The 21,422-nt window shown below is 60.7% G+C and carries 24 protein-coding genes; 8 read left to right on the top strand and 16 right to left on the bottom strand.

Annotated features, from left to right (window positions below; genetic code table 11):
• Positions 1-35 precede the first annotated feature (35 nt).
• The 11 genes from kdpA to AC0L26_RS23150 all read right to left on the bottom strand — a co-directional run bounded on the left by kdpA (position 36) and on the right by AC0L26_RS23150 (position 8,390).
• Complete coding sequence (kdpA, locus tag AC0L26_RS23100; protein WP_473634659.1) at positions 36-1,739, bottom strand: potassium-transporting ATPase subunit KdpA; 1,704 nt, start codon at positions 1,737-1,739, stop codon at positions 36-38.
• Positions 1,740-1,773: 34 nt separating this feature from the next.
• A complete protein-coding gene (gene kdpF / locus AC0L26_RS23105) occupies positions 1,774-1,863 on the bottom strand; it encodes a K(+)-transporting ATPase subunit F (RefSeq protein WP_081609884.1) in 90 nt (29 codons plus the stop codon).
• A gap of 353 nt (positions 1,864-2,216) precedes the next feature.
• The gene (locus tag AC0L26_RS23110) at positions 2,217-3,707 is read right to left on the bottom strand and encodes a hypothetical protein (protein WP_473634660.1); all 1,491 of its coding nucleotides are present in this window, start codon (positions 3,705-3,707) and stop codon (positions 2,217-2,219) included.
• A 78-nt stretch (positions 3,708-3,785) separates the two neighbouring features.
• On the bottom strand, positions 3,786-4,487 hold the full coding sequence (locus tag AC0L26_RS23115) for a class I SAM-dependent methyltransferase (RefSeq protein ID WP_473634661.1): 702 nt from the start codon (positions 4,485-4,487) through the stop codon (positions 3,786-3,788).
• A complete protein-coding gene (locus AC0L26_RS23120; protein ID WP_473634662.1) occupies positions 4,468-5,517 on the bottom strand; it encodes a glycosyltransferase family 2 protein in 1,050 nt (349 codons plus the stop codon). Before AC0L26_RS23120 ends, AC0L26_RS23115 begins: the two co-directional genes overlap by 20 nt.
• A 142-nt stretch (positions 5,518-5,659) precedes the next feature.
• A complete protein-coding gene (locus tag AC0L26_RS23125; protein WP_473634663.1) occupies positions 5,660-5,842 on the bottom strand; it encodes a hypothetical protein in 183 nt (60 codons plus the stop codon).
• Complete coding sequence (locus AC0L26_RS23130) at positions 5,842-6,030, bottom strand: DUF3606 domain-containing protein (RefSeq protein ID WP_352935315.1); 189 nt, start codon at positions 6,028-6,030, stop codon at positions 5,842-5,844. Before AC0L26_RS23130 ends, AC0L26_RS23125 begins: the two co-directional genes overlap by 1 nt.
• Positions 6,031-6,086: 56 nt before the next feature.
• Positions 6,087-6,347, bottom strand: a complete 261-nt coding sequence (locus AC0L26_RS23135; RefSeq protein WP_352935722.1) for a DUF982 domain-containing protein — start codon at positions 6,345-6,347, stop codon at positions 6,087-6,089.
• 155 nt (positions 6,348-6,502) lie between these two features.
• Positions 6,503-6,955 carry a DUF3597 domain-containing protein gene (locus tag AC0L26_RS23140; protein WP_473634664.1) on the bottom strand — a complete coding sequence of 151 codons (453 nt, stop codon included), beginning with the start codon at positions 6,953-6,955 and terminating at the stop codon, positions 6,503-6,505.
• Positions 6,956-7,277: 322 nt separating this feature from the next.
• A complete protein-coding gene (locus tag AC0L26_RS23145) occupies positions 7,278-7,508 on the bottom strand; it encodes a hypothetical protein (RefSeq protein WP_354494122.1) in 231 nt (76 codons plus the stop codon).
• A gap of 120 nt (positions 7,509-7,628) precedes the next feature.
• Positions 7,629-8,390 (bottom strand): NYN domain-containing protein, encoded by a 762-nt coding sequence (locus tag AC0L26_RS23150; protein WP_352935309.1) that lies wholly within the window; start codon positions 8,388-8,390, stop codon positions 7,629-7,631.
• Positions 8,391-8,704: 314 nt separating this feature from the next.
• Between AC0L26_RS23150 and cml the strand changes: the two genes are divergently transcribed.
• Positions 8,705-9,910 carry a CmlA/FloR family chloramphenicol efflux MFS transporter gene (gene cml, locus AC0L26_RS23155; protein ID WP_473634665.1) on the top strand — a complete coding sequence of 402 codons (1,206 nt, stop codon included), beginning with the start codon at positions 8,705-8,707 and terminating at the stop codon, positions 9,908-9,910.
• Between the two features lie 78 nt (positions 9,911-9,988).
• Here the strand turns inward: cml and AC0L26_RS23160 are convergent, their stop codons facing one another.
• The 3 genes from AC0L26_RS23160 to AC0L26_RS23170 all read right to left on the bottom strand — a co-directional run bounded on the left by AC0L26_RS23160 (position 9,989) and on the right by AC0L26_RS23170 (position 11,572).
• Positions 9,989-10,291: an Atu4866 domain-containing protein gene (locus tag AC0L26_RS23160; RefSeq protein WP_473634698.1), complete on the bottom strand. Its 303-nt coding sequence runs from the start codon at positions 10,289-10,291 to the stop codon at positions 9,989-9,991.
• Positions 10,292-10,362: 71 nt separating this feature from the next.
• On the bottom strand, positions 10,363-10,749 hold the full coding sequence (locus tag AC0L26_RS23165; protein ID WP_473634699.1) for a carboxymuconolactone decarboxylase family protein: 387 nt from the start codon (positions 10,747-10,749) through the stop codon (positions 10,363-10,365).
• Positions 10,750-10,846: 97 nt separating this feature from the next.
• Positions 10,847-11,572: an SDR family oxidoreductase gene (locus AC0L26_RS23170; RefSeq protein ID WP_473634666.1), complete on the bottom strand. Its 726-nt coding sequence runs from the start codon at positions 11,570-11,572 to the stop codon at positions 10,847-10,849.
• Between the two features lie 137 nt (positions 11,573-11,709).
• Here AC0L26_RS23170 and AC0L26_RS23175 point away from each other — a divergent pair, with 137 nt between their 5' ends.
• The 3 genes from AC0L26_RS23175 to AC0L26_RS23185 all read left to right on the top strand — a co-directional run bounded on the left by AC0L26_RS23175 (position 11,710) and on the right by AC0L26_RS23185 (position 15,541).
• The gene (locus tag AC0L26_RS23175) at positions 11,710-12,597 is read left to right on the top strand and encodes a LysR family transcriptional regulator (protein ID WP_473634667.1); all 888 of its coding nucleotides are present in this window, start codon (positions 11,710-11,712) and stop codon (positions 12,595-12,597) included.
• A gap of 518 nt (positions 12,598-13,115) precedes the next feature.
• Entirely contained in the window at positions 13,116-14,888 is a 1,773-nt protein-coding gene (locus tag AC0L26_RS23180) for an SLC13 family permease (RefSeq protein WP_473634700.1), read from the top strand.
• Between the two features lie 389 nt (positions 14,889-15,277).
• A complete protein-coding gene (locus AC0L26_RS23185) occupies positions 15,278-15,541 on the top strand; it encodes a VanZ family protein (protein WP_473634668.1) in 264 nt (87 codons plus the stop codon).
• Between the two features lie 36 nt (positions 15,542-15,577).
• Here the strand turns inward: AC0L26_RS23185 and AC0L26_RS23190 are convergent, their stop codons facing one another.
• On the bottom strand, positions 15,578-16,306 hold the full coding sequence (locus tag AC0L26_RS23190) for an SDR family NAD(P)-dependent oxidoreductase (protein ID WP_473634669.1): 729 nt from the start codon (positions 16,304-16,306) through the stop codon (positions 15,578-15,580).
• 44 nt (positions 16,307-16,350) lie between these two features.
• Positions 16,351-17,421: an alcohol dehydrogenase catalytic domain-containing protein gene (locus AC0L26_RS23195; RefSeq protein WP_473634670.1), complete on the bottom strand. Its 1,071-nt coding sequence runs from the start codon at positions 17,419-17,421 to the stop codon at positions 16,351-16,353.
• A 206-nt stretch (positions 17,422-17,627) separates the two neighbouring features.
• Between AC0L26_RS23195 and AC0L26_RS23200 the strand changes: the two genes are divergently transcribed.
• The 4 genes from AC0L26_RS23200 to AC0L26_RS23215 all read left to right on the top strand — a co-directional run bounded on the left by AC0L26_RS23200 (position 17,628) and on the right by AC0L26_RS23215 (position 21,366).
• A complete protein-coding gene (locus AC0L26_RS23200) occupies positions 17,628-18,515 on the top strand; it encodes a fumarylacetoacetate hydrolase family protein (protein WP_473634671.1) in 888 nt (295 codons plus the stop codon).
• A 105-nt stretch (positions 18,516-18,620) separates the two neighbouring features.
• Positions 18,621-19,409, top strand: coding sequence for an SDR family NAD(P)-dependent oxidoreductase (locus tag AC0L26_RS23205; RefSeq protein WP_473634672.1), 789 nt, complete (start codon positions 18,621-18,623; stop codon positions 19,407-19,409).
• Between the two features lie 10 nt (positions 19,410-19,419).
• Positions 19,420-20,433 (top strand): zinc-binding alcohol dehydrogenase family protein, encoded by a 1,014-nt coding sequence (locus tag AC0L26_RS23210; protein ID WP_473634673.1) that lies wholly within the window; start codon positions 19,420-19,422, stop codon positions 20,431-20,433.
• A 42-nt stretch (positions 20,434-20,475) separates the two neighbouring features.
• Positions 20,476-21,366, top strand: a complete 891-nt coding sequence (locus AC0L26_RS23215; protein WP_473634674.1) for a sugar phosphate isomerase/epimerase family protein — start codon at positions 20,476-20,478, stop codon at positions 21,364-21,366.
• Positions 21,367-21,422 lie beyond the last annotated feature (56 nt).

A 21,422-nucleotide genomic window follows, 5' to 3' on the forward strand; every position in this document is an offset into this window, starting at 1 on the left:
GGGATCCAAGGTGGGCGATCCAAGGCGGGGCGGTTTCAGAATGTCTGCCCGTGGATGCCAGCCAGGTGCTCGACGATCGGCCCAACCGCCAGAGCCGGGAAGAATGTGAGGCCGCCAACGATCAGGATGACACCGACCAGCAGCCCGACGAACAACGTCCCGTCGGTCGGGAAGGTGCCGGCAGAGGCGGGCACCGTCTTCTTGGCGACCAGCGAACCGGCAATCGCCAAAGCCGGGATGATGACCAGGAAGCGGCCCATCAGCATGCCGATGCCGAGCGTGATGTTGTACCAGGGCGTGTTGCCGGTCAGGCCGCCAAAGGCCGAGCCGTTGTTGGCGGCAGCCGAGGTGTAGGCATAGAGAACCTCGGAGAAGCCGTGCGGGCCGGCATTGGCCATGGAGGCGACGCCGGTCGGCAGCACCACCGCGATGGCGGTGAAGACCAGCATCGCCAGCGGCAGGCAGAGAATGGCCAGCATTGCCATCTTGATCTCTTTGGCCTCGATCTTCTTGCCGAGATATTCGGGCGTGCGTCCGACCATCAGTCCGGCGACGAAGACGGCGATCACGATGTACATCAGGATGCCGTAGAGACCGGCGCCGACGCCGCCGACGATGACTTCGCCGAGTTGCATGTTGATGATTGGGATCATGCCGCCAAGCGCGGTGAAGCTGTCATGCATGGCATTGACGGCGCCACAGGACGCGGCCGTGGTGACGACCGCAAACAGCGCCGACAAAGTGATGCCGAAACGCGTCTCCTTGCCTTCCATATTGCCGCCGTCGATGCCCAGCGCGTGAACCGGCGGATTGCCCGATGCTTCCGCCCAGTAGCAGACGGCGACGCCAGCGATGAACAGGACGCCCATCGCAGTTAGGATCGCCCAACCCTGGCGCTGGTTGCCGTTCATGCGGCCGAAGACGTTGGTTAGCGCCGCACCGATGGCGAAGATCGAAACCATTTGGATCAGGTTCGAGATCGCGTCGGGATTTTCAAACGGATGCGCGGCATTGGCGTTGAAGAAGCCGCCGCCATTGGTGCCGAGCATCTTGATCGCGATCTGTGAGGCGGCCGGCCCGACTGCGATCGTCTGCTGCGCGCCTTCGAGCGTCGTTGCGCTGATGTAGGCGCCGAGCGTCTGCGGCACGCCGAGATAGACGTAGACCAGCGTCAGCACGATGCAGAGCGGCAACAGCAGGTAAAGTGTGGACCGGGTCATATCGACCCAGAAATTGCCGATCGATTTGCCGGAAGCCTTGGTGAAGCCGCGGATCAGCGCGATCGCGATGGCGATACCGGTTGCCGCCGACAGGAAGTTCTGCACGGTGAGGCCGGCCATCTGCACGAGATAGGACATCGTGCTTTCGCCGCCATAGTTCTGCCAGTTGGTGTTGGTCATGAAGCTGGCGGCGGTGTTGAAGGCGAGCCCGGGTTCGACGGCGGTCATGCCGGCGGGATTGTAAGGCAGGCTGCCTTGCAGCCGTTGCAGGAAGTAAAGCACCAGGAAGCCGGCCAGGTTGAAGAACAGCAAGGCCGCCGCATAAGTGGTCCAGTGCTGCTCCTCGCGCTCGCTGGTTCCCGAGATGCGATAAAGGCTCCGCTCGACGGGGCCCAGAATCGGCGAGAGGAATGTGCGGTCGTCGCTGAAAACGCGATACATGTAGCAGCCGAGCGGCTTCACAAGCAAAACGACGATGCCGCAGTAAACGAGGATCTGTAGCCATCCGTAGAGAGTCATTGACATAGCTTTCCGTGCCTGGCGCCAGTTGCTGTCAGAAGCGTTCTGGGCGAACGAGGGCGTAAGTCAGGTAGGCGAGAAGAAACAAGGTCACGCCGCCACCAAGGATATAGTCGACAAGCATTTTTGCGATCCTTCCGCCTAGAGACTGTCGCAAATTTTGATGTAGGCGAAGAACAGGGCAAAAAACAAAACCCCCATTCCAAGAACGATGACGTCCATCGAGGATGTTCCTTATCTTCGTTTTATTCGCTTCGCCTGCGAATGGCTGGGCGGAAATCACGTGAAAACACGCGGTCACCGCAGCAAGCAGTAACCGCGACGTGTGTCTCGCGGTAAAATATGGATCAAAAAGCCATAAAGGTTCGAGACGTCGTGGACAGGAAAGAAATAAAATTCCTATAAGGATTTTACTGTCGCGATCTCAACGCCGGCACGGCGTTTCAAGGTCGTGTGCCAGCAACAAAGCTGCCGAAATCAGGCGCCAGGCACGTAGATCACGGCGTATTTGTCGGAATATGCCCGTTTCCATCCCAACTCGTCGAAGAAGGGAATGCGGCTGTCGTCCGCGCTCAGCAGCGCCCAATCGATCGCATATTTGTTGAGCTGTGCCGCGAGGATCGGCTTGCCGCCGCTGCGGCCCATTTCGGTGTCGGTCTTCGTGAAGCCGTTGAGAAAGAGCTGATCCGTCCGACCGTCGATGAACGTCTTGAAGCCGTGGAAGATCAGGGTGCCGCCGAAATTGTAAGAATTCAGGACATTGCCTGACATATGATGACTTTCGGCGAATGCAAGCGCGTCCCGAGCGGAAGTCTTCTGGCTCGGCTCGACCTGATAGGCGCTCGTGAGTACTGCGACCGCAGCCACAGCCAAAACGCCGGCCGCGCCGTTGATCTGGTAAAACCATTTGGCGAAAAACCGTTCCAGCCCGTCGCGTTTGTCCGCCATCCATTTCGCCAGGGAAAGTGGCGGATATTGCTCCGCCATCTCGGCCGCAATCACGATCGGCACCAGCAGGAAGAACAGATACATGAAGCGCAAATGGGTGAGGTAGACATGCAAGGCAAAGATGATGAACAGAGCCTTGGCCCAGCCGATGCGAAGTCTCGACACAAGCAGCGCGAAAACGAACAGCAGGATACCCACTTCCTGGAGCGGTTGATCCGAGGCATCGAAGGGTCGCCACTCGGTGATCAGGGGAACCGCTTCATTGCCGTAGGCTACTGTGAATGTGGCGAGGATGGCCTTGACGCCATAGGGATTGATCAGGCTGACCAGCGGGCAAAGCAGACCGAAAGCAACCCATTTGGCGAGGAGCACGGGGTTGGACAGGCGGGTTCGCGCAAGAAGATCGAGGCCGGCGAAGGCCGCAACGACGAAGCCCACAGTAAAGGTCGCGTGGAGATTGGCCCATAGCACGAGCAGGCCAAGCAGCCAGAGAGGCGGTGCTTGCTCATTGCGCGCCGCGCGGAAAAGCGTTGCCGCCCAGATCACGATAATGGGCAAGGTGAAGATGTGGGGACGTGCGGTGTAGATGGGGGAGATCATGGCCGCCGCGAACAGGGCCAGTCCGACCGCTGCTATCGGTCTCAGCCAGGTGCTGAGATGCCATGACAGCAGCGACATCGTCAGCGCGATGGTGGCGATGATCAGCGTTGCCACGCCGTTCCAGCCGCCTACTGTGTAGGCGGATGCGAGGAGAATCTGCCCAAGCCATTCCTTGGCGATCCATGGCTGGCCGGCGAAGGTATGAGAATAGCTGTCGACAAGCGGGAATGTACGATTTGCCAGCAGGTCGAGCCCCACCTTGACCTGCCACCAGCTGTCGGGATCCTGCAGGATTTTGGCAGCGTAGGCGCAAAGCGCGAACGCAACGAGAGGCACGACGAGCAGGCAGAACATCAACCGCGACCGCTGGCCGTCATTGACCGGCGACGCCGTCACCAAGGTCGCCTGAACCACGTTCATATCACGTCTCCGGGCCGCTTTGCGGCAGGTTGATCGGAGGTTTCGGCGTGTCGCTCATCCGAGGGGCAAGGCGGTCGGTCAGAGGGCAGGCTTGAGCGCATGCACGAAATACTGAGCCCCCACAGGAATCCCGCTCAAGTAGCGTTCCAGGGGCCGCAACCCCGCGAACAGGCGCGGGAAAAAGATCCGGTAGACGATATCGGGACTGGAAAAGCCCGCCGCTTCCATTCGCCTGCGCATGTCGCGGCCATTGATCAGCACCGCATTCTCGTCGAAGGCACAGTTTCGCACCGCGTGCGTCGTCAACGGATTCCAGGGATTGTGCTCGAACAGAAAGAAGCTGCCGCCGTCGGCCAGCACGCGCTCGATTTCCTTGATCAGGCCGACATGGAGGTTTTCAGGGATGTGATGGAACACACAGGCGGCGAAGACGAGATCGAAACTGCCGTCTGCATAAGGGATCGTTTCGCCGTCGAAGTGCCTGAAATGAGCCTGGCCGGGAAAGCGCTTGTGGGCGATGTCGAGCGACTGCGAGGACGGGTCGAGCAAGGTGATTTCGCTGTCGGGAAACGCAGCGCGCATGGGTCCCAGCGAATTGCCGACGCCGGCGCCAAAGTCGAGTATCCGCCGCGGTTTCACACCGGAGCGAGCAAGTCGTGCCGCGACGTCGTCGATCTTGTACTGCGCAAAGAAATCCGGCGTTTCGCCGCTCAGCCGGATGCTTGCGGCGTGCTGCTGCTGATATTCCCGCGCGAACTGGTCAAACTCGGCCTGAAGCACGCGCGGCTCCCTTCGTCATTTCCCGAGCCAGTTCCTGCAGTTGGTGGACGGGCAGCTTGGCGGCGGCGGGATCGTGGGCAGCGATCTCGTTGACGAGATAGAGAGGGCGCCGCTTGGTTTCCATATACATGCGCCCGAGATACTCGCCGAAAATCCCGAGGACCAGAAGCTGGACACTGCCAAGGATCAGGACGATCGCTGCCAGGCTGGTCCAGCCGGGCAAGACGCTGCCGGCAAACCATGAGAACAGCGTGTGGCCGAGCGCAGCAAGTCCGAGCAAACCGAAGATCATGCCGAGATGCGAGGCGAACCGCAGTGGCACGATCGAGAAGCTGGTCATCGCGTCCATTGCCAGAAGCACCATCTTCTTCAGGGGATAGTGCGTGGCGCCGGCGAAGCGCTCGTGCCGTTCATAGGGAAAGGCCACCTGTTTCAAGCCGATCCAGCTCACCATGCCGCGAATGAAGCGGTAGCGCTCGGGCATCGCATTGAGATGATCGAGCGCGCGGCGGCTCATCAGGCGAAAGTCCCCGGAATCGAGCGCCATGTCGACATCGACCATCCTGCGCAGCAGACGGTAGAACACGGCCGCCGTTGCGCGCTTGAACCAGCCTTCGCCCTGCCGCTTCAGCCGCTGGCCATAGACGACGTCGAAACCCTCATCCATCTTTGCCATCATGGCTTCGAGCAATTCCGGCGGGTCCTGAAGGTCGGCATCGAGAATAAGAATGCGCTGGCCGCGGCAAAATTCCAGGCCGGCACTGAGCGCGATCTGATGGCCGTAGTTGCGGGCAAGATCCAATCCGACGACGTGGCTGTCCTGTCTGGCGAGCTCGAAAATGGCCTCTCGCGTACCGTCGGTTGCTCCATCGACGACCAGGACGATCTCGTAGGAATGCCCCGCTTGTTCACGGCAAGCGGCTGTGACGCGCCGGTAAAGCTCGGCGATCCCCCCGATTTCGTTGTAGCACGGCACGACGATAGACAGCGCAATGGCTCGTCGCGTGTCGATTTTCCCTGTTTGCGCCAAAAGCCCGGCTCCCGTTATTAGAACGGGAATAGGCCGAATTTGTTAGAAAACCGATAAACCGCTCAGGTCGGCCGGCAACGTCAGACAAACCAAGCGTGGCGGCGCACGACGTCGTGGGCGGCCGCTCCGCCAAATCGGTGGCTCAGCCTTCGGCCTTAAAGTTCTTCGCTTCCTTCTCGACCTTGGCGCTGTCCTTGCCATGCTTGCGCATCAGATCCTTCGCTTGGTTGGGCGAAACATCGGTGGTTTCGGCGAGACGCAGGGCTTCCTTGTCGTCCGGTTCGCGTTTCTTCTGATCGGCCATGGCGGCCTTTTTGCCAGTCATCACAACGCCTTTATGCTCTGTGCGATTTCGTTCAGCACCTTGCGATCGGTGCCGTGGCGCTTGATCAGCGTGCGAGCCTGATCGGGAGTGATGCCGGCTTCCTCGGCGAAATGCCTCACCTCATAGTCTTCATCGCCCGCCACTTGCGAGCGATCGCGGTTGTCGGTCTTGGTCTTGTCGTCGGCCATGGCAGTTCTCCTCGTTTCGAGCCTGGAGCATAACGACGGAAATTTCGTGAGGTTCCTTAGCGCCGGCCTTCGCGCACAAACAGATGGGCTTCCTTGGCCGCAGCCGTGAATGCCCGCCGCGCACTGCCAACTGCCCGACGCTGCTCCATCGCATCCATCATGGCTTTTAAGGCTGCGCGATATTTCGGCCCGCGATTTTCGTCTGGCCATTTGTCGACCAGAAGCGTGGCCGCCTGGACTGTCCTCGTAACAGAGAGGGGCCGTCCGGTCCGTGCGCTCTCGATGGTCACGGGAACGTCGAATTGTTCATCGCGCATTGACGCCACTCCTAGGCTCCAGCGGGAAAAACGGCGCAGCGGGGTATTCGTTCCAGAGACGTTGAGCGAGGCCCTCTCGATGACATCGGGTGGCGCTCGCACTTTTTGGTCTGGCCCATTCCGAAGGTCGGGGATCCAGGCAGAATTGGGCAGAACTAGGCAGCCAGATCGCTTGGGATCTTGCCGCCATTTTCGGCAAGCTTTTTCATCAATGCACCGTGCAGCCACACATTCATGGTTGCAGAGTCGCTCATGTCGCCGGTGTAGTTCAGATCGCGAGCAAGCTCCTTGCGGGCGGCGAGGCTGCTGTCGATGTCGAGGGCCTTCATCAGGTCGACGATCGAGCTCTTCCAGTTGAGTTTTTGCCCCTTGGCGGCAACCGCCTTGTTGAGAATGGCGGCGACATCGGGGGCTGTGGAACTTGCGCCCGGCGCGGATGGTGCCGCGGCAGCGGTGCTGTCAACCACAGGCCCGGATCCGGTAATCACCGTCGGGGTCACTTCGGGGGCGGTGCTCGAAGCAGACGGCGACGCCGGTGCGGCAGCGGGCAGCTCGGCTGCAACCGCACTGCCAAAAATCGCCCCCTTGATCTTGTCGAAAATGCCCATTGTTGTCTCCTGCTGTGTTCCCGCGTCCAAATTGAACGCGCGGTGCTGTAGCGCCGGTAGGGGCGACCGTTGCTCATGCTGCAATGAACGCCCTGGTTGTACCGGAACACGAAGATTACGTAGGGCAACGTCAAACTGGCTAGAAGGTAAAGGCTTGGTTGCGTTTTGAAATCGGCCGGACGGCGGCGAAAGTGTATGAGTGTCATTGCAACCCGACGGGCCGTCACGTGTAACAGGCGAGGGGCGCTGTTTCGAAGCCTGCCCGCGTAACCACACCAGTCCGGGCAATTAAGCCGAAGGCCGGGGCTTTGGGTGACATGCATTAGCGGGACCGGTGGTCGAACACGACCCCCATGGTCCTACCAATTGCGGTCATGACGATAAGCTCGACGAGTTGGTCGTCGCTGTCGTCACAAGCTGGGCCTGCCCGGCGGATGGCTTCTATTGCGGCTCTGGTCGATATGGTATCGCCGGCGCGGAATTTTGAAAGTGCAGATGAAACAAGTTCCTCGGCCGTCAAGTCAACGACAGGCACTCTCGAAACGATGTTCATTGGCCTCCTCCGCCATGAACCCTCTCCCACGAAAATGATACGCCAATCGGCAGTTTGCGCCAGCGAAATAGTGGTCCGACCAGAGGCCAATCGGACCGGGACAGTTGCCCCTCGTGGAGCTCAACGCGACGCGGCCGATTTTGCTTTTTCTCGGCTCCTCGCAGCCGGCTTGATCCTGATGCGCACCGCTCCACCCTCGGGACGATCGATCTCAAAGGCATTGGTCTTGCGCACGAGATCGCTCAGCTTGCGGAAACCGAAGGTTCTCGGATCGAAGTCCGATGCGAGATTGGCGAGCTGATTGCCTACGATGCCGAGCGGTACCCAGCCATCCTCGGTTTCCATCTGTGAAATGACCTTGGTGATAATCGGCGTCGCGGCGCTGGGTGGCTGCAAAGATTTCGTCGGCGCCGCGTCCTGAGCGTTGGCTGGCGCAGTCGAAAGCAGGTTCTCGGTGTATACGAACCGGCGGCATGCCTGCCGAAAACTCTCCGGTGTCTTGTGCTCGCCAAATCCATAAACGTCGACCCCGTGCTCCCTGATGCGAGCGGCAAGTCGGGTGAAATCGCTGTCGGACGACACCAGGCAGAAGCCTTCGAACCGCCCGCTGTGGAGAAGGTCCATCGCGTCGATGACGAGCGTGATGTCGGATGCGTTCTTGCCGGTGGTGTAGGCGAACTGCTGCTGCGGGATGATCGCGTGCTTCGACAGTACATCGGCCCATGCCTTCGAACGGGTGCTGGAGAAATCACCATAGATGCGACGAACGCTTGCCTCGCCGATCTTTGCGATTTCCTCGAACAACCCGTCGGCGATCTTGGCCGAGGCATTGTCTGCGTCGATCAGCACTGCAAGCCGTGGAGAGCGTGGTTCGGTTGGCAAGGTGAGCCCCTTTTTTTGCTTCGCATCAATGACATATGGTGCAGTGGCAGTATCCGACAGGTCTTTATCAGGATTCCCCCGGGGCAGGGCTTCGTCGAGGTCCCTGCAACGTCGTTGTCAAGCCGGGGGTAGTCGGGTAAGGGGCTCACTCAATCATTTTATCGCATGGAGCATCGGCATGGGAGCCGCAAAGTCGTCGGACAGGTAAGCCGCAACAACTCGCTTTGTTGTTGCGGCGCTCTGTCGAACTTACCCCAGCCGATCGCTGATAAGCAGACGCCGCCGGATTTCTCTTATTCGAGCGGATAATTGTCATGACCATCACACGCCCCGCATGGGGCCATTCGCTGTCGGCAGCCTTGCTGCTGATGGCACCTTTTGACGTTCTCGCCTCTCTGGCGATGGATATCTATCTTCCCGTTGTTCCGGCGATGCCCGCAATGCTCAGCACGAGCCCATTCGTGATCCAGCTGACGCTGAGCCTCTACATGGTGATGCTTGGCGTGGGGCAGGTCGTGTTCGGGCCGATCTCGGACCGTATCGGGCGGCGCCCGGTGTTGCTCGCCGGCGCCGTGCTTTTTGCTGCCGCTTCGCTGGGTGTGGCCTCATCGTCGACTGCCACGCATTTCGTCATTTTTCGTTTGCTGCAGGCCGTCGGCGCCGCGGCGGCGCTGGTCGCAACTTTCGCCACGGTTCGGGACGTCTATGCCGATCGCCCGGAAGGCGTCGTCATCTATGGCCTGTTCAGTTCGATGCTGGCCTTCGTGCCGGCGCTCGGCCCTGTCGCGGGAGCGCTGATTGCAGACAATTTCGGGTGGCGGGCGATTTTCATTGTTCTGGCGGTGCTGTCTTTAACGGCAATACTGAACGCTGCGTTCAGATGGCATGAAACCCGGCCCGAAGGCCAAGCCGCCGTCCGCCGGTCGGTGCTGCCGATCTTCGCCAGCCTGTCGTTCTGGACCTACACATTGGCGTTCAGCGCGGCTATGGGCACCTTCTTCGTGTTTTTCTCGACGGCGCCGCGTGTCCTCATCGATCGGGCCGGTTATTCGGAGCTCCGGTTCAGCCTCGCCTTTGCGACCGTTGCGGTTGTTATGATCGTGGCAGCTCGCTTCGCAAAAGCCTTTGTCACCCGCTGGAGCGTTGCCGGCAGCATGGCTCGGGGCATGGCCTTGCTGCTGTGCGGCGCGGTTCTTCTCTGCCTCGGCCAGATCCTCGGCCCACCCTCCTTCGGCAGCTTCATCGTACCGATGTGGGTGATGGCGGCTGGCATCGTGCTTACCGCATCGGTCACGGCCAATGGTGCCCTTGCGGAATTCGATGACATCGCCGGATCGGCCGTCGCATTCTATTTCTGCATTCAGAGCCTTATCGTAGGCACTGCCGGAACCTTGGCGGTGACGATGTTGAATGGGGATAGTGCATGGCCGCTGATCGGCTATGCCGCCGTGATGGCGGTGCTGGTGTCGATCGGGCTGGCGCTGCTCCTGTCGCGCGCCCACCGCTCCCAAAAGCGGTGAGATCTGCCGGGCGGTATCCCATGCCGCCCGGCATCTCAATCATGCCGGCAGTCTCTGCCGCTAACGAAACGTCGAGCATCACCGGCCATTACTATTCCGGTACAAGATCATGCCGGCGTGGTGCAGTACGCCGTCAATAAATTCGCCATCGGCTGTGAAGCCGGTGTCATCCCAGTAGTCGATGTGATTTCCTCGGATCTCATATTGTCCCTGGTATGCGCTCTCGCGGTTTCCGCGCGCTTCGTCATAGCGACCGTTTGGAAGCAAGTTGTGGCGGATATGACCATCGGCTGTGACCCACATCCCGACATAGGGGTGGCCTTCCGAAACCTGGGTAGATGTTGTTTGCTCGATACTCATCTGGGCGAGACCTTTCTGCATGGGTAAGACGGCCGCGCTAGCGAGAATCACGGCAGCGGCAAGTATTGGAACCTGTTTCATGGGACAGCGCCTCAGGGTTGTTTGGCGGAAGCGGCGCGACGCTCAGTGAACAGCTCCGAGAGCGCTTGCGATGCTTTTATCGCGCGGGGGAATCCGGCGGGAACCGTCACCATGTAGATGACTTCCTTCAGCTCGCCTTCGGACACGCCGATATTGAGTGCATAGCCGGCATGAATCTTGAAGGCGGCCTCATCCATGGCTGCGAATACCGCAACGGCGGCGAGTTGGCGTGTGCGGTTGTCGAGTCCCGGACGGGACCAGACGTCGCCGAGCGCATAGCCCTGGGTTGCTGTGGCCAGGAACGGAAACTCCTGTCTCAGGCGTTCCAGCGCAGGCTGCGGAGCGCCATTGTTCAGGCTCCTGACGACGGCATCGCCGCGTTGCAGCCGCTCTTCCATCGTCTGCGAGAGAGCCGTTTGGGGAACCACGCCGAGCAGGAATGCGACGGTGATCGCGAAGTACGAGCTGCGAAAACGAAAACCCATTGTTGCCTCCTTAGGTGTTGGCTGTCGGGCGGATGACGATCTCGTTCACGTCGACATCCTCCGGCTGTTCGATGGCGAAGCGCACCGCACGGCCGATCGCGTCGGGCTGCAGCGCGATGGCGCGATAAGTCTTCGTCGCTTCCACTGCCACCGGATCGGTGATCGTGTCGGCGAGCTCGCTCTCGACCACGCCGGGATGGATGCAGGTGACGCGGATGTTGTCGTGCTCCTGCCGCAAGCCATCGGAGATGGCGCGGACCGCGTATTTGGTTGCGCAATAGACAGCGGCTGTCGGCGACACCGAAAGCGCGCCGATCGAGGCAATGTTGACGACGTGGCCGGAGCCTCGGGCCGTCATCTCCGGCAGCACCGCGGCGATGCCGTAGAGCACGCCCTTGATATTGACGTCGACCATTCGGTCCCACTCGTTGACCTTCATCGAGGCCATCAGCGACAACGGCATGACGCCGGCATTGTTGACGATCACGTCGACGCGTCCCCAGGCATGGCGCGCCGCCTCGGCAAAGGCCGCGACATCGGCGCAGTCGGTCACGTCGAGGCGGCGCGTCATTGCCTCTCCGCCCTTTGCCCTGATCTCTTCCGCGAGCGTGTCCAGCCTATCGGTGCGGCGCGCACCGAGCATGACCTTTGCTCCGGCAGCACCGAGCTCCCGGCCGATGGCGGCGCCAATGCCGCTCGAAGCCCCGGTGATGAGCACGACTTTGTTGAGGGACATGTTTCGTCTCCGTCTTGTTGATCTAGCGTCTGGTTGATTTTGCGAACCGCCATGCAGCGGTTGCCACGAAGATGGATCTGTTTCACTGTTGCGATAAGACGATCATTCCTTCCCAGAGTGGAAAGCACAGCTAACCAATGCAGCCGGATCTTAATGCGCTCGCGGTCTTTGCCCTCGTTGCCGAGGAGCGGAGCTTTCGTGCGACTGCGGACCGCATGGGCGTCACCCGCTCGGCGGTGAGCCAGACGATGAAGCGGCTGGAAGAGACGCTCGGAATCGCGCTTGTCCGGCGCACGACGCGAAGCGTCAGCCTGACCGAGGCTGGCGAACGCCTCTACGCCGAGATAGCGCCGGCCATTGCCGACATGCGCGCGGCAATCGAGACCACCGGGGACCTACGCTGGCGTCCGCGCGGGCAGCTGCGGCTCGCCGTTTCGTCGATCGCCGAGCGCTTTCTTTCAGGGCCGTTCCTGGCGACCTTTGCCGAAGCCAATCCGGAGGTTCAGATCGACATCACGGTGACGGACGAGGAATTCGATATCGTCGCTGAGGGATACGATGCCGGCGTCAGGCTCGGCGAGGTGATCGAGCAGGACATGATCGCAGTGTCTGTCGCCGGTGACGAGCGGCAGCTGGCGGTCTGTGCGCCGGCCTATCGCGATCGGTTCGGGACGCCTACGCATCCGAGGGAGCTTGCGGGCCATTGCTGCATTGGCTGGCGCCGCGCACCGAAGGTCGCGCCCTATCGTTGGGAATTCGCCGAGAATGGCAAGGAGTTCAGCGTCGCCGTTGCGCCTGAGATCACGACCAACGACATGGCGTTGATGATCAAGCTCGCCATCGCCGGTGCCGGCATCACCTTCGGCATGGAAGAGAGTTTTCGCCCGTCGATCGACCGGGGCGAACTGGTGCCGGTTCTCGAGGATTATTGCCCGCGCTTTGCCGGCTTTTACCTCTATTATCCGAGCCGCAACGTAGCGCCGAAGCTTCGCGCCCTAATCGATCACCTACGGCGCCTTGTTTAGTGTTTTCCGCGCGAGAGGTCAGATCGTCAACCTCGCGCATCGGCATCTCGATGTTGCAATTACATTAGCATGGGCGCATGTTTTCTTCAGCCGGCGCAAGCCGGTCAGGCCCGGTGGCCGGCCGGTCACCCCCAATAGGCTGCCGGGCCGCCGGCAACGGTGCGCTCAGCCTCGGGAATACCTGCAATTCCACGCTGAACGATGTCGGGATATTGCTGAGCCACCAAAAGCCCGCGCCTCTGGCAGAGGACGCGGGCCGATCGGATTGCAGCCCGATCTGCGGTAGGAACCGAAGACCCCCACTGCCCGGGATACAGTATTAGTAGTAGTTAATATTAAACTCTGGCGAAGACGCCGGGTGCGTCGGAATCACTATGTGGCGCAGGCATGAACATTGGCGACGAGGTGGCGGTCATCGTCAGGGGTAAGCGTGCTAGCAACGCCGCGATCTGCCAAAGCAACTAAAGGGCGGTTTGGCCGTTCTGGTCAGCCGTAGTAGCGGCGGAGCATCCGAAGAAATGACCACGCCGCAAATCCTGTCGTTCGCCATTATCTTCGTGATGATGGCAGCGTTCGTATGGGGTCGTTATCGATATGATCTGGTCGCAGCCGCGGCACTGTTGCTTGCGCTTGCGGTTGGTATTGTGCCTTTTGACGAAGCCTTTAGCGGGTTCAGCGACGATATTGTGATCATTGTCGGCAGCGCCTTGCTGGTGAGCGCAGGCATAGCACGCTCGGGCATCATGGAAGTCGCCATCAAGCGCTTTGTTCCCAACGTATCGGGAGTTCGGTCGCAACTAGCGCTGCTGGTGATAATGGTCACGATCCTATCTGCCTTTGTAAAGAATATCGGTGCGCTCGCTATCATGATCCCGATCGCCTTCCAGTTCGCGCGCCGGTCAAGTGTTTCACCCTCGATATTCCTGATGCCCATGGCGTTCGGGTCGCTGCTCGGTGGGCTCATGACGCAGGTGGGAACATCTCCCAATGTCGTTGTGTCGCGTGTGCGGGAGGAACTGACCGGCACCGCCTTCACAATGTTCGACTTTACACCTGTTGGAGCCGCCCTTGCCGCCGCCGGAACGATCTTCCTGATGTTTTTCTACTGGCTGTTACCGGTGCGCGAAAAGCTAGGCGGGTCGCTGAATGAAGCCATCGACATCAAGAATTACCTGACCGAGGCTCGAATTGTCGGCGATTCCACGGTGCTCGGCAAAACCGTCGCAGACCTCATGAAGCTTTCCGGCGGCGATGCTATCGTGACGTCGATCCTGCGCAATCGGACGATGCGGATGACGCCGCTGCCCGACGTTGTCCTCAAGGCGAACGACATTCTGCTCCTCGAGGGCGACCCAGAGGCGCTGGATCGCCTTGTCTCCCAGGGTAAACTCAGCGTTACAGGAGATAGGGTCGGTGGTGACGACACGACCAGCGAGATGATCGCTATCGAAGCCGTAATCGGTGAGAGCTCCCCTTTGATCGGCTGGACAGCCCAGCGCCTTGCCCTTTACGACCGCTTCAATGTCAACCTCCTTGCTGTCAGCCGCCACGGCGAGCGCCTTGACCGCAGGCTGGCCGAAATCCAGCTAAGGCTCGGCGACGTCGTCGTGCTGCAGGGCAATGCTGCGGCGATACCCGAGATACTGCGTGAACTCGGCTGCCTGCCGCTCGCAGAAAGGGCTATCCTGCTTGGTAGCGTCCGCAAGGGTATCGTGCCGGTAACGATCTTGGCGCTCGCCATGGCGGCGACTGCATTCGGGCTGCTCCCGGTCTCCGTCGCTTTCTTTGCGGCCGCTGTCGGGATGGTGCTTTTCAAGGTCATCCCGATCCGGGAGGTCTACCAATCGCTGGACGGTCCAATCCTACTCATGCTCGCCGTTCTCATTCCTGTGAGCGATTCGCTACGCAGTACAGGGGCGACAGGAGTGATTGCCGGCGAACTTGCCAAACTGGGGACTATTCTGCCGGCGCCCGGCGCCCTGATGCTCATCCTTGTTGCCGCGATGGCCGTTACGCCATTCCTCAACAACGCCGCCACCGTTCTCGTCATGGCGCCTATCGCCGCCGAATTTGCCGGCGATCTCGGCTACAAGCCGGAAGCGTTCCTGATGGCCGTCGCCATTGGCGCCGGCTGCGATTTTCTCACCCCGATAGGGCACCAGTGCAACACGCTTGTCATGGGGCCGGGCGGCTACCGTTTCAGCGATTATCCACGTCTGGGACTGCCGCTGTCGTTCCTCGTCGTCATTGTCGCTGTGCCGATGCTTAGGATCGTATGGCCAATGAACTAGGTCGTGAACCCAAATCGGGAATGACCGAGATTGGGTGGACTTCGGTCAGGCAGCTTCGAGAAACATCCGGCAAAAAACGTTCAGGCGACATGCGTAATGTCATCATCTGATCCTTGCTCGGCAATTCGGCCAGAAGCGCTTCGCTACTCATCGGCACGCAGACGCTTCATCTGTTCGGCCGATGCGCCGGGGAGCGGAGATTGAAAATCTGCCTTAGCTCTGGACCACCTCGTGCTGACGGTGGGCTCTGCAGATTTCGGATGAAGGGCTGACCTATATTGTTGCGCGCAGGCTCATATCCAATCGCGGCAAGGATTGCTTTTCTTGCTGCGTTGGCCGGCGTTCTCCTGCTCGCTCTTTTTCCGGAGTGGCTCCTGCAGGATTTGGGCGTGACCTTCACGCATCACGGCAAGCTCACCCACGCCGCCGCATTCGCCGTTTTGGCGGCCTTGGGAAGTCTCGGCTGGACGGAGCACAAGGCAAAGCTGATTGTCCTCCTCGCTTTTTCGGGCGTAGCGATTGAGGTTGTTCAGGGTGCACAACTGATAGGCCGCGGTCCTGATGTATTCGACTGGATTGCCGACTGTGCCGGCATGGCCGGTGGGATCACAATCGCAACCTGGACAAAGTGGCTCGCAGAAGGGCTGCCATAGGACGCACGTCGGCCTAGTCTAGGAGGCAGTTATCGGTCACTGCGCCAGATAGCCGCCATCTATATTCAGTTCCAAGCCGGTCACGAAGGAGGACTCGTCGCTCGCCAGATAGAGCACGCCAAATGCGATCTCTTCGGGCCTGCCTGCTCGCCCCATCGGAGTTACGGCAATGATGCCGTCGTTCATCTCCTTGCTCTGGCCTTCGATGAGCGGTGTCCAGATGATGCCCGGATGGACCGAGTTCACCCGAATGTTGTCCTTGGCGTAGCTGATGGCTGCGTTCTTGGTCAGCGTGCGCACCGCGCCTTTCGCAGCCTGATAGGGCGCTGCCCCCGCGGCGCCCGCCGTGCCCCAGATCGACGAGAAATTCACGATCGCGCCCCCGCCGTTTCGTTTCATCACGGGGATGGCCTCGCGCATGCCGAAGAAGGTTCCGGTCTGGTTGACCGAGATGACGCGGTGCCAGGCTTCGGTGCTGGTGGCATCTATCTGGCCATAGTGCTCGACGATACCGGCGTTGTTTACCAAAACGTCCAGACGACCATGACGATCGACAATCTCCGAGACGACGGAGCGCCAATCACCTTCCTTCGAGACGTCCAGCCGCCGATGCTCGGCGCCAGTCGGCAGATCTCCTTTCGATGACGGCTGTACGTCGCTCAGATAAAGCACCGCCCCTTCCGCGGCGAAAAGCTTTCCGATCGCCGCACCAATTCCCTGTGCTGCGCCGGTCACAAGCACAACCTTGCCCTCGAGACGGCCCATCGTTCTTCCTCCTTTGTCGAATGAAAAGTCGTTGCTTGCCGACTCTAGGCTGCGACTGCGATCAGCACCTTCAGATGGTCCTGGTCCGATCTGGCCAGCGCATCAAAGCCTCCGGCAATTGCGTCAGCCATGGTCACCCGGCCGGTGATGATCTTTTCGGGCTGGACCTGTCCGGCGGCAATCATTTGAACGACGCGGGGGCCGATGGTGATCGGAAAGCCCCAACTCGTCGTCAGCGTCACGGCCTTGGAAACCAGCAGCCGCATGTCCACGCGGGGAGGATTGACGAAGATGCCCACCTGGACAATCGTTCCTCCGCGTCGCACAAGCCGGATACAGTCGGCCAGGGCGCGTTCGTTGCCGGCGCATTCGACCGCCACATCGACGCCGAGACCTTCTTCGGTCGACCCCAGCACGGCATCGACAAAATCCGCTGAAGTGGGATCAAGGATCTCGTAGCCCAGTCCGAGAGACTGCAATCTGCGCCGTCGTGCCGGACTGGCTTCGGATATCAATACTCTCGACGCTCCGGCCGCTTTCGCGGCCATCGCCGCAAGGACGCCAATCGGCCCGGCGCCGGTGATCAGTACGCTGTCGCCGGCATGGACGCCACCCCGATCGGTCGCATTGAGAGCAACAGCCATCGGCTCGAAAAGCGCTCCCTGCTCATCGCTCACCTCGTCGGGCAATTTCACAACATTGTCTTGTGGGAGGACCGCATATTCCCCCATGCCGCCATAGGCCGAGGACAGGCCGACCAAGGCCGTGGTATCGCTGATGTGGCCCATTCCGCGGCGCACGAAATAGTCTCCCGGCCTGTTGAGATGTGGAAGGATCGCGACCCTGTCGCCCCCGGCGAAGCGGCTGACGCTTTGCCCGACCGAGGCGATCCTGCCGGAGAACTCGTGACCAAGCACGAGCGGCGCCGATGCCCTGGTGAGCGGGTGCGGCTCGGTCGATACGAATATCGGCCCGTCCAGGTATTCGTGGATGTCGGTTCCGCAGATACCGCAATGGCTGACCTGGACGATGACCTCGTCAGACCTCGGATCGGCGGGCGGATCAATGTCTTCCAGGCGCAGGTCGCGCGCGGCATGAAAACGAAGGGCCTTCATTGTCAATCCTCCCAAACTGTGTTGCTGGCCGTCGTGCAACCGGCGCTTAGTCACGCAGAAGTCGGCTCCTCCTCAGCCAGCCCGCGATGTGACTAATATGCCTGGGTTGATCAGACGGTCAACAGAAAAATAGATTTTTTGTTGACATATCTTATTTTTTGGAAAATCCTCACCACACCCTAGCGACACATTGTGAGTGAGGAATAATGCGCTTCGTGAGTTTCGAATTTGGCGGCCAACGCGGGTTGGGCGTGGAACGGGCAGGACAACTGCGCGGCGTGACCGCCGGCAACTGCGACCACACAGTTGACCTTGTACAGCTGATAGCTGGCGGCCCGGAAGAATTGCTGCGCGTCGGCCGTCAACTCGCCGACGGCCCTGAATTCGATCCTGATGCCGTCACCTTTCTTCCGCCGCTGGCGCGGCCGCCGAAGATCATCTGTGTTGGGCTGAACTATGCCGATCACACCAAGGAGTCGCCATATGAGCAACCGGACTACCCAACGCTGTTCGCGCGCTTCGCCACGACGCTGGTGGGCCACAATCAGCCGATCGTGCGGCCGCTTGCCTCGACAAGCCTGGATTTCGAAGGCGAGATGGTGGTTGTGATAGGGCGGGGCGGCCGTCACATCCCGAAGGTGCGCGCCCATGACCATGTGGTCGGCTATTCGATCTTCAACGAAGGGTCGGTCCGTGAGTATCAGTTCAAGTCGCCGCAATGGACTGTCGGCAAGAACTTTGATTCCACGGGTGGTTTCGGACCCGCACTGGTGACGGCTGATGAAGTGCCGGCCGGCGGCAAGGGACTAAGGCTCGAGACGCGCCTTAACGGTGCGACCGTCCAATCGGCGAACACGGATGACATGCTTTTCGACGTCGCAACGCTCATCGAGACGATCAGTGAGGCGATCACTCTCGAACCGGGCGACCTGATCGTCAGTGGCACCCCTGCCGGCATCGGATGGGCACGCAACCCGCGTCTGCTGATGAAGGATGGCGACAGGTGCGAGGTCTCGATCGAGGGCCTAGGAAAACTGGTCAATCCGGTTTGCGACGAAGTTCGCACCGAAGACGTGACGGGCAAGGCGGCCTGACGGGGAGATCCGGCAAGCGCTCGACAACAGCAGCACAGCCGGCGTTCCACTGCGTCGAGGCGGAACGCGGACCAACCATTGCTCGAGGGACACATGGATACTGGATTGCAAGGAAAGACCGTGCTCGTGACGGGTGCGGCAAGCGGCATAGGCCGGGCGACGGCGCTCGCGTTCGCGCGGGAAGGGGCACACCTGCGGCTCATCGACATAGATGCAGCGGGTCTGCGGGAGACAGAAGCGTCAGCCTCGGCGGCAGGTGTGAGCGTCACCATCGCTGTCGCCGATCTATCCACGGCGCAAGGTGTCGAAAAGGGCATCGCCGACCTATTTTCGGGCGAAAATGGCAAACTGGATGTTCTGATCAACAACGTCGGTATCGTCGACGCACAGCCCTTCGATAGCCTGACGGACGCTCATTGGCAGCGCACATTCGATGTCAATTTTCTCAGCAATATCCGCATGACGCGCGCGCTGCTGCCGCGCTTGCGGGAAAGCCGCGGCTCGATCGTCAACAACACATCCGATCTCGCGCGCCAGCCGGAGACCATTCCTGCCGACTATGCCGCCCTCAAGACCGCGCTGGTGAGTGTCACCAAAAGTCTGGCCCGCGCCGAGGCTCCCCACGTCCGGGTCAATGCGGTCGCGCCGGGGCCCGTCTGGAGCCCTCTCTGGTCCAGGCCGGGCGGCTTTGCGGAAACACTGTCGGAAGTTCACGGCATGCCGCCGCGTCAGGCGGTCGACCACGAAATGAAGCTGCGGCAGCTGCCGCTTGAACGCATGGGCGAACCTGAGGAGGTGGCGGACATCATCGTCTTCCTCGCTTCGGAGCGCGCTTCCTTCGTTACATCGTCGGTTTGGGGCGTCGATGGCGGCTCGATCCGCAGTCTGTTCTAGGAGCAGTCGGATGAAGGCAGTCGGATTTACCAAGGCAGGGCCTGTCGATGCCCCTGACGCGCTCGTCGATGTCGAACTTTCCCGGCCGGGTGACCTGCAGGATCGCGATTTGCTGGTCGAAATAAGAGCCATTTCGGTCAATCCGCTCGACGCGAAGCTGAGGCGCACGGTCGACCCGGCGGGAGCGCTGAAGGTACCCGGCTACGATGCCGCCGGCGTGGTTGTTGCGGCAGGGCCAAAGGCGATGAACTTCAAGACCGGCGATGCCGTGTTCTATGCAGGCTCGGTGGTTCGCCAGGGCAGCTACGCCGAATACCAGCTGGTGGACGAGCGGATCGTCGCGCGGATGCCGGAGAGCCTGGACTTCGCGCAAGCGGCGGCCTTGCCGTTGACGACGCTGGCAAGCTGGGAACTCCTGTTCGACAGGCTTGGCGCTCTTCAAAGACCGGCTTCCGACGAGCGTGTCTTGTTGGTTATCGGCGGCGCCGGCGGAACCGGCTCCATGGCGATCCAGCTGGCGCGCGCTTTGACCGATTTGACTGTGATTGCAACGGCGTCCCGGCCGGAAACGGCCGACTGGTGCCGAGAGCTCGGCGCAATGCACGTAATCGACCACCGCCAGCCGTTGAAGCCACAGGTGGATGCTCTTGGCTTCAAGGGCGTGGATCTCCTGATGGCGCTCGCCCAGACGCCTCGGCATCAGGGTCAGTTCGTGGATCTTGTTCAGCCGTTCGGATCGATCGGAGTGCTCGACGATGCAGATCCTTTTCCGCTCACAACGTTGAAAACCAAATGCATCACCTTGCATATGCATTCAATGATGGCGCGGTCGGTTTTTCAGCGTCCGGACATGGCCGAACAGGGCGCAATTCTGCGCAAGCTGGCGCAGTTGGTCGATGCCGGGCACGTGCGAACCACGCTGGCCAAACGCATGGGACCGGCGTCGGCGAACGCGCTGATCCAGGCGCATCGGGATATCGAGGCCGGTTCCGTGAACGGCAAGATTGTATTCGAAGGTTTTTGAGGCGCCACAGGCTTCGTGCCTGGCTGCGACAAGGAGGAGAGTATGGACAAGTCGTCGACGATAATGTGGGTGGGAACGGTGCGGTCGCTGCCACTGAGGGAGCAGTTGCGCGCCTCGAGGCTGGCGGGCTGCGATGCCATCTCTATGACGCCATGGCACTATTGCCGCTGGCTTGCCGACGGGATCACCACCAAGGACATGCTGCTTATGGCGGATGACGAAGGGGTGAAGCTGACCCAGCTCGATCCCTATGCGCGCTGGGCGACGCACTGGTTGCCCGACAATCTCGATCCGGCCGCGTTTTCGCTCGGCTTCTTCGGTTTCGACGAAGACGACTTCTTCCGCATCGGCGAGGCGCTTCAGGTCGATTCCATGAGCTGCATCATCACCTGTCCAAAGAGCCAGGTATCGATCGATCAACTGATCGAGGGCTTTGCCAGGACCTGCGACAGGGCTGCCGGCCTGGGCTGGCGCTGCGACCTCGAATTCATCCCATTCTGGGGACTTCCTGATCTTGAGACCGCCTGGAAGATCATCAGGACCGCAGATCGCGATAACAGCGGCCTTGTCTTCGACTTCTGGCACTATCTGCGCGGAAAACCGGATCCGGCGCTGCTTGACAGCATCCCCGGCGACAAGATCTCCACCGTGCAGATCGCCGATGCCTCCGCCCAGCTGAAGCCCGGCCTGTCGCTGCTCGACGACTGTATTTTCCACCGCGTGGATGCCGGTACGGGCGGATTTCCCGTGGTCGAACTGCTCCAACAGCTTCGCCGCATCGGCGGTCTCAACCGTTACGGACCCGAAACCTTCTCCGGGCTCTACGACACGCTGTCGGCCGAGGAGATCGGCAATCGGAGCCGGGTCGCCCTCGCCAACGTCTTCGACAAGGCGGGTATTCCACATCGTTTCGGCGCGGCGGCCGCCGCCTGACGCCGGCCGCACATCGAAACATCGGCGTTGAGCCCGATCATCGGGCTGTTTCATCA

The sequence above is a fragment of the Mesorhizobium sp. WSM4823 genome, from assembly GCF_055811195.1.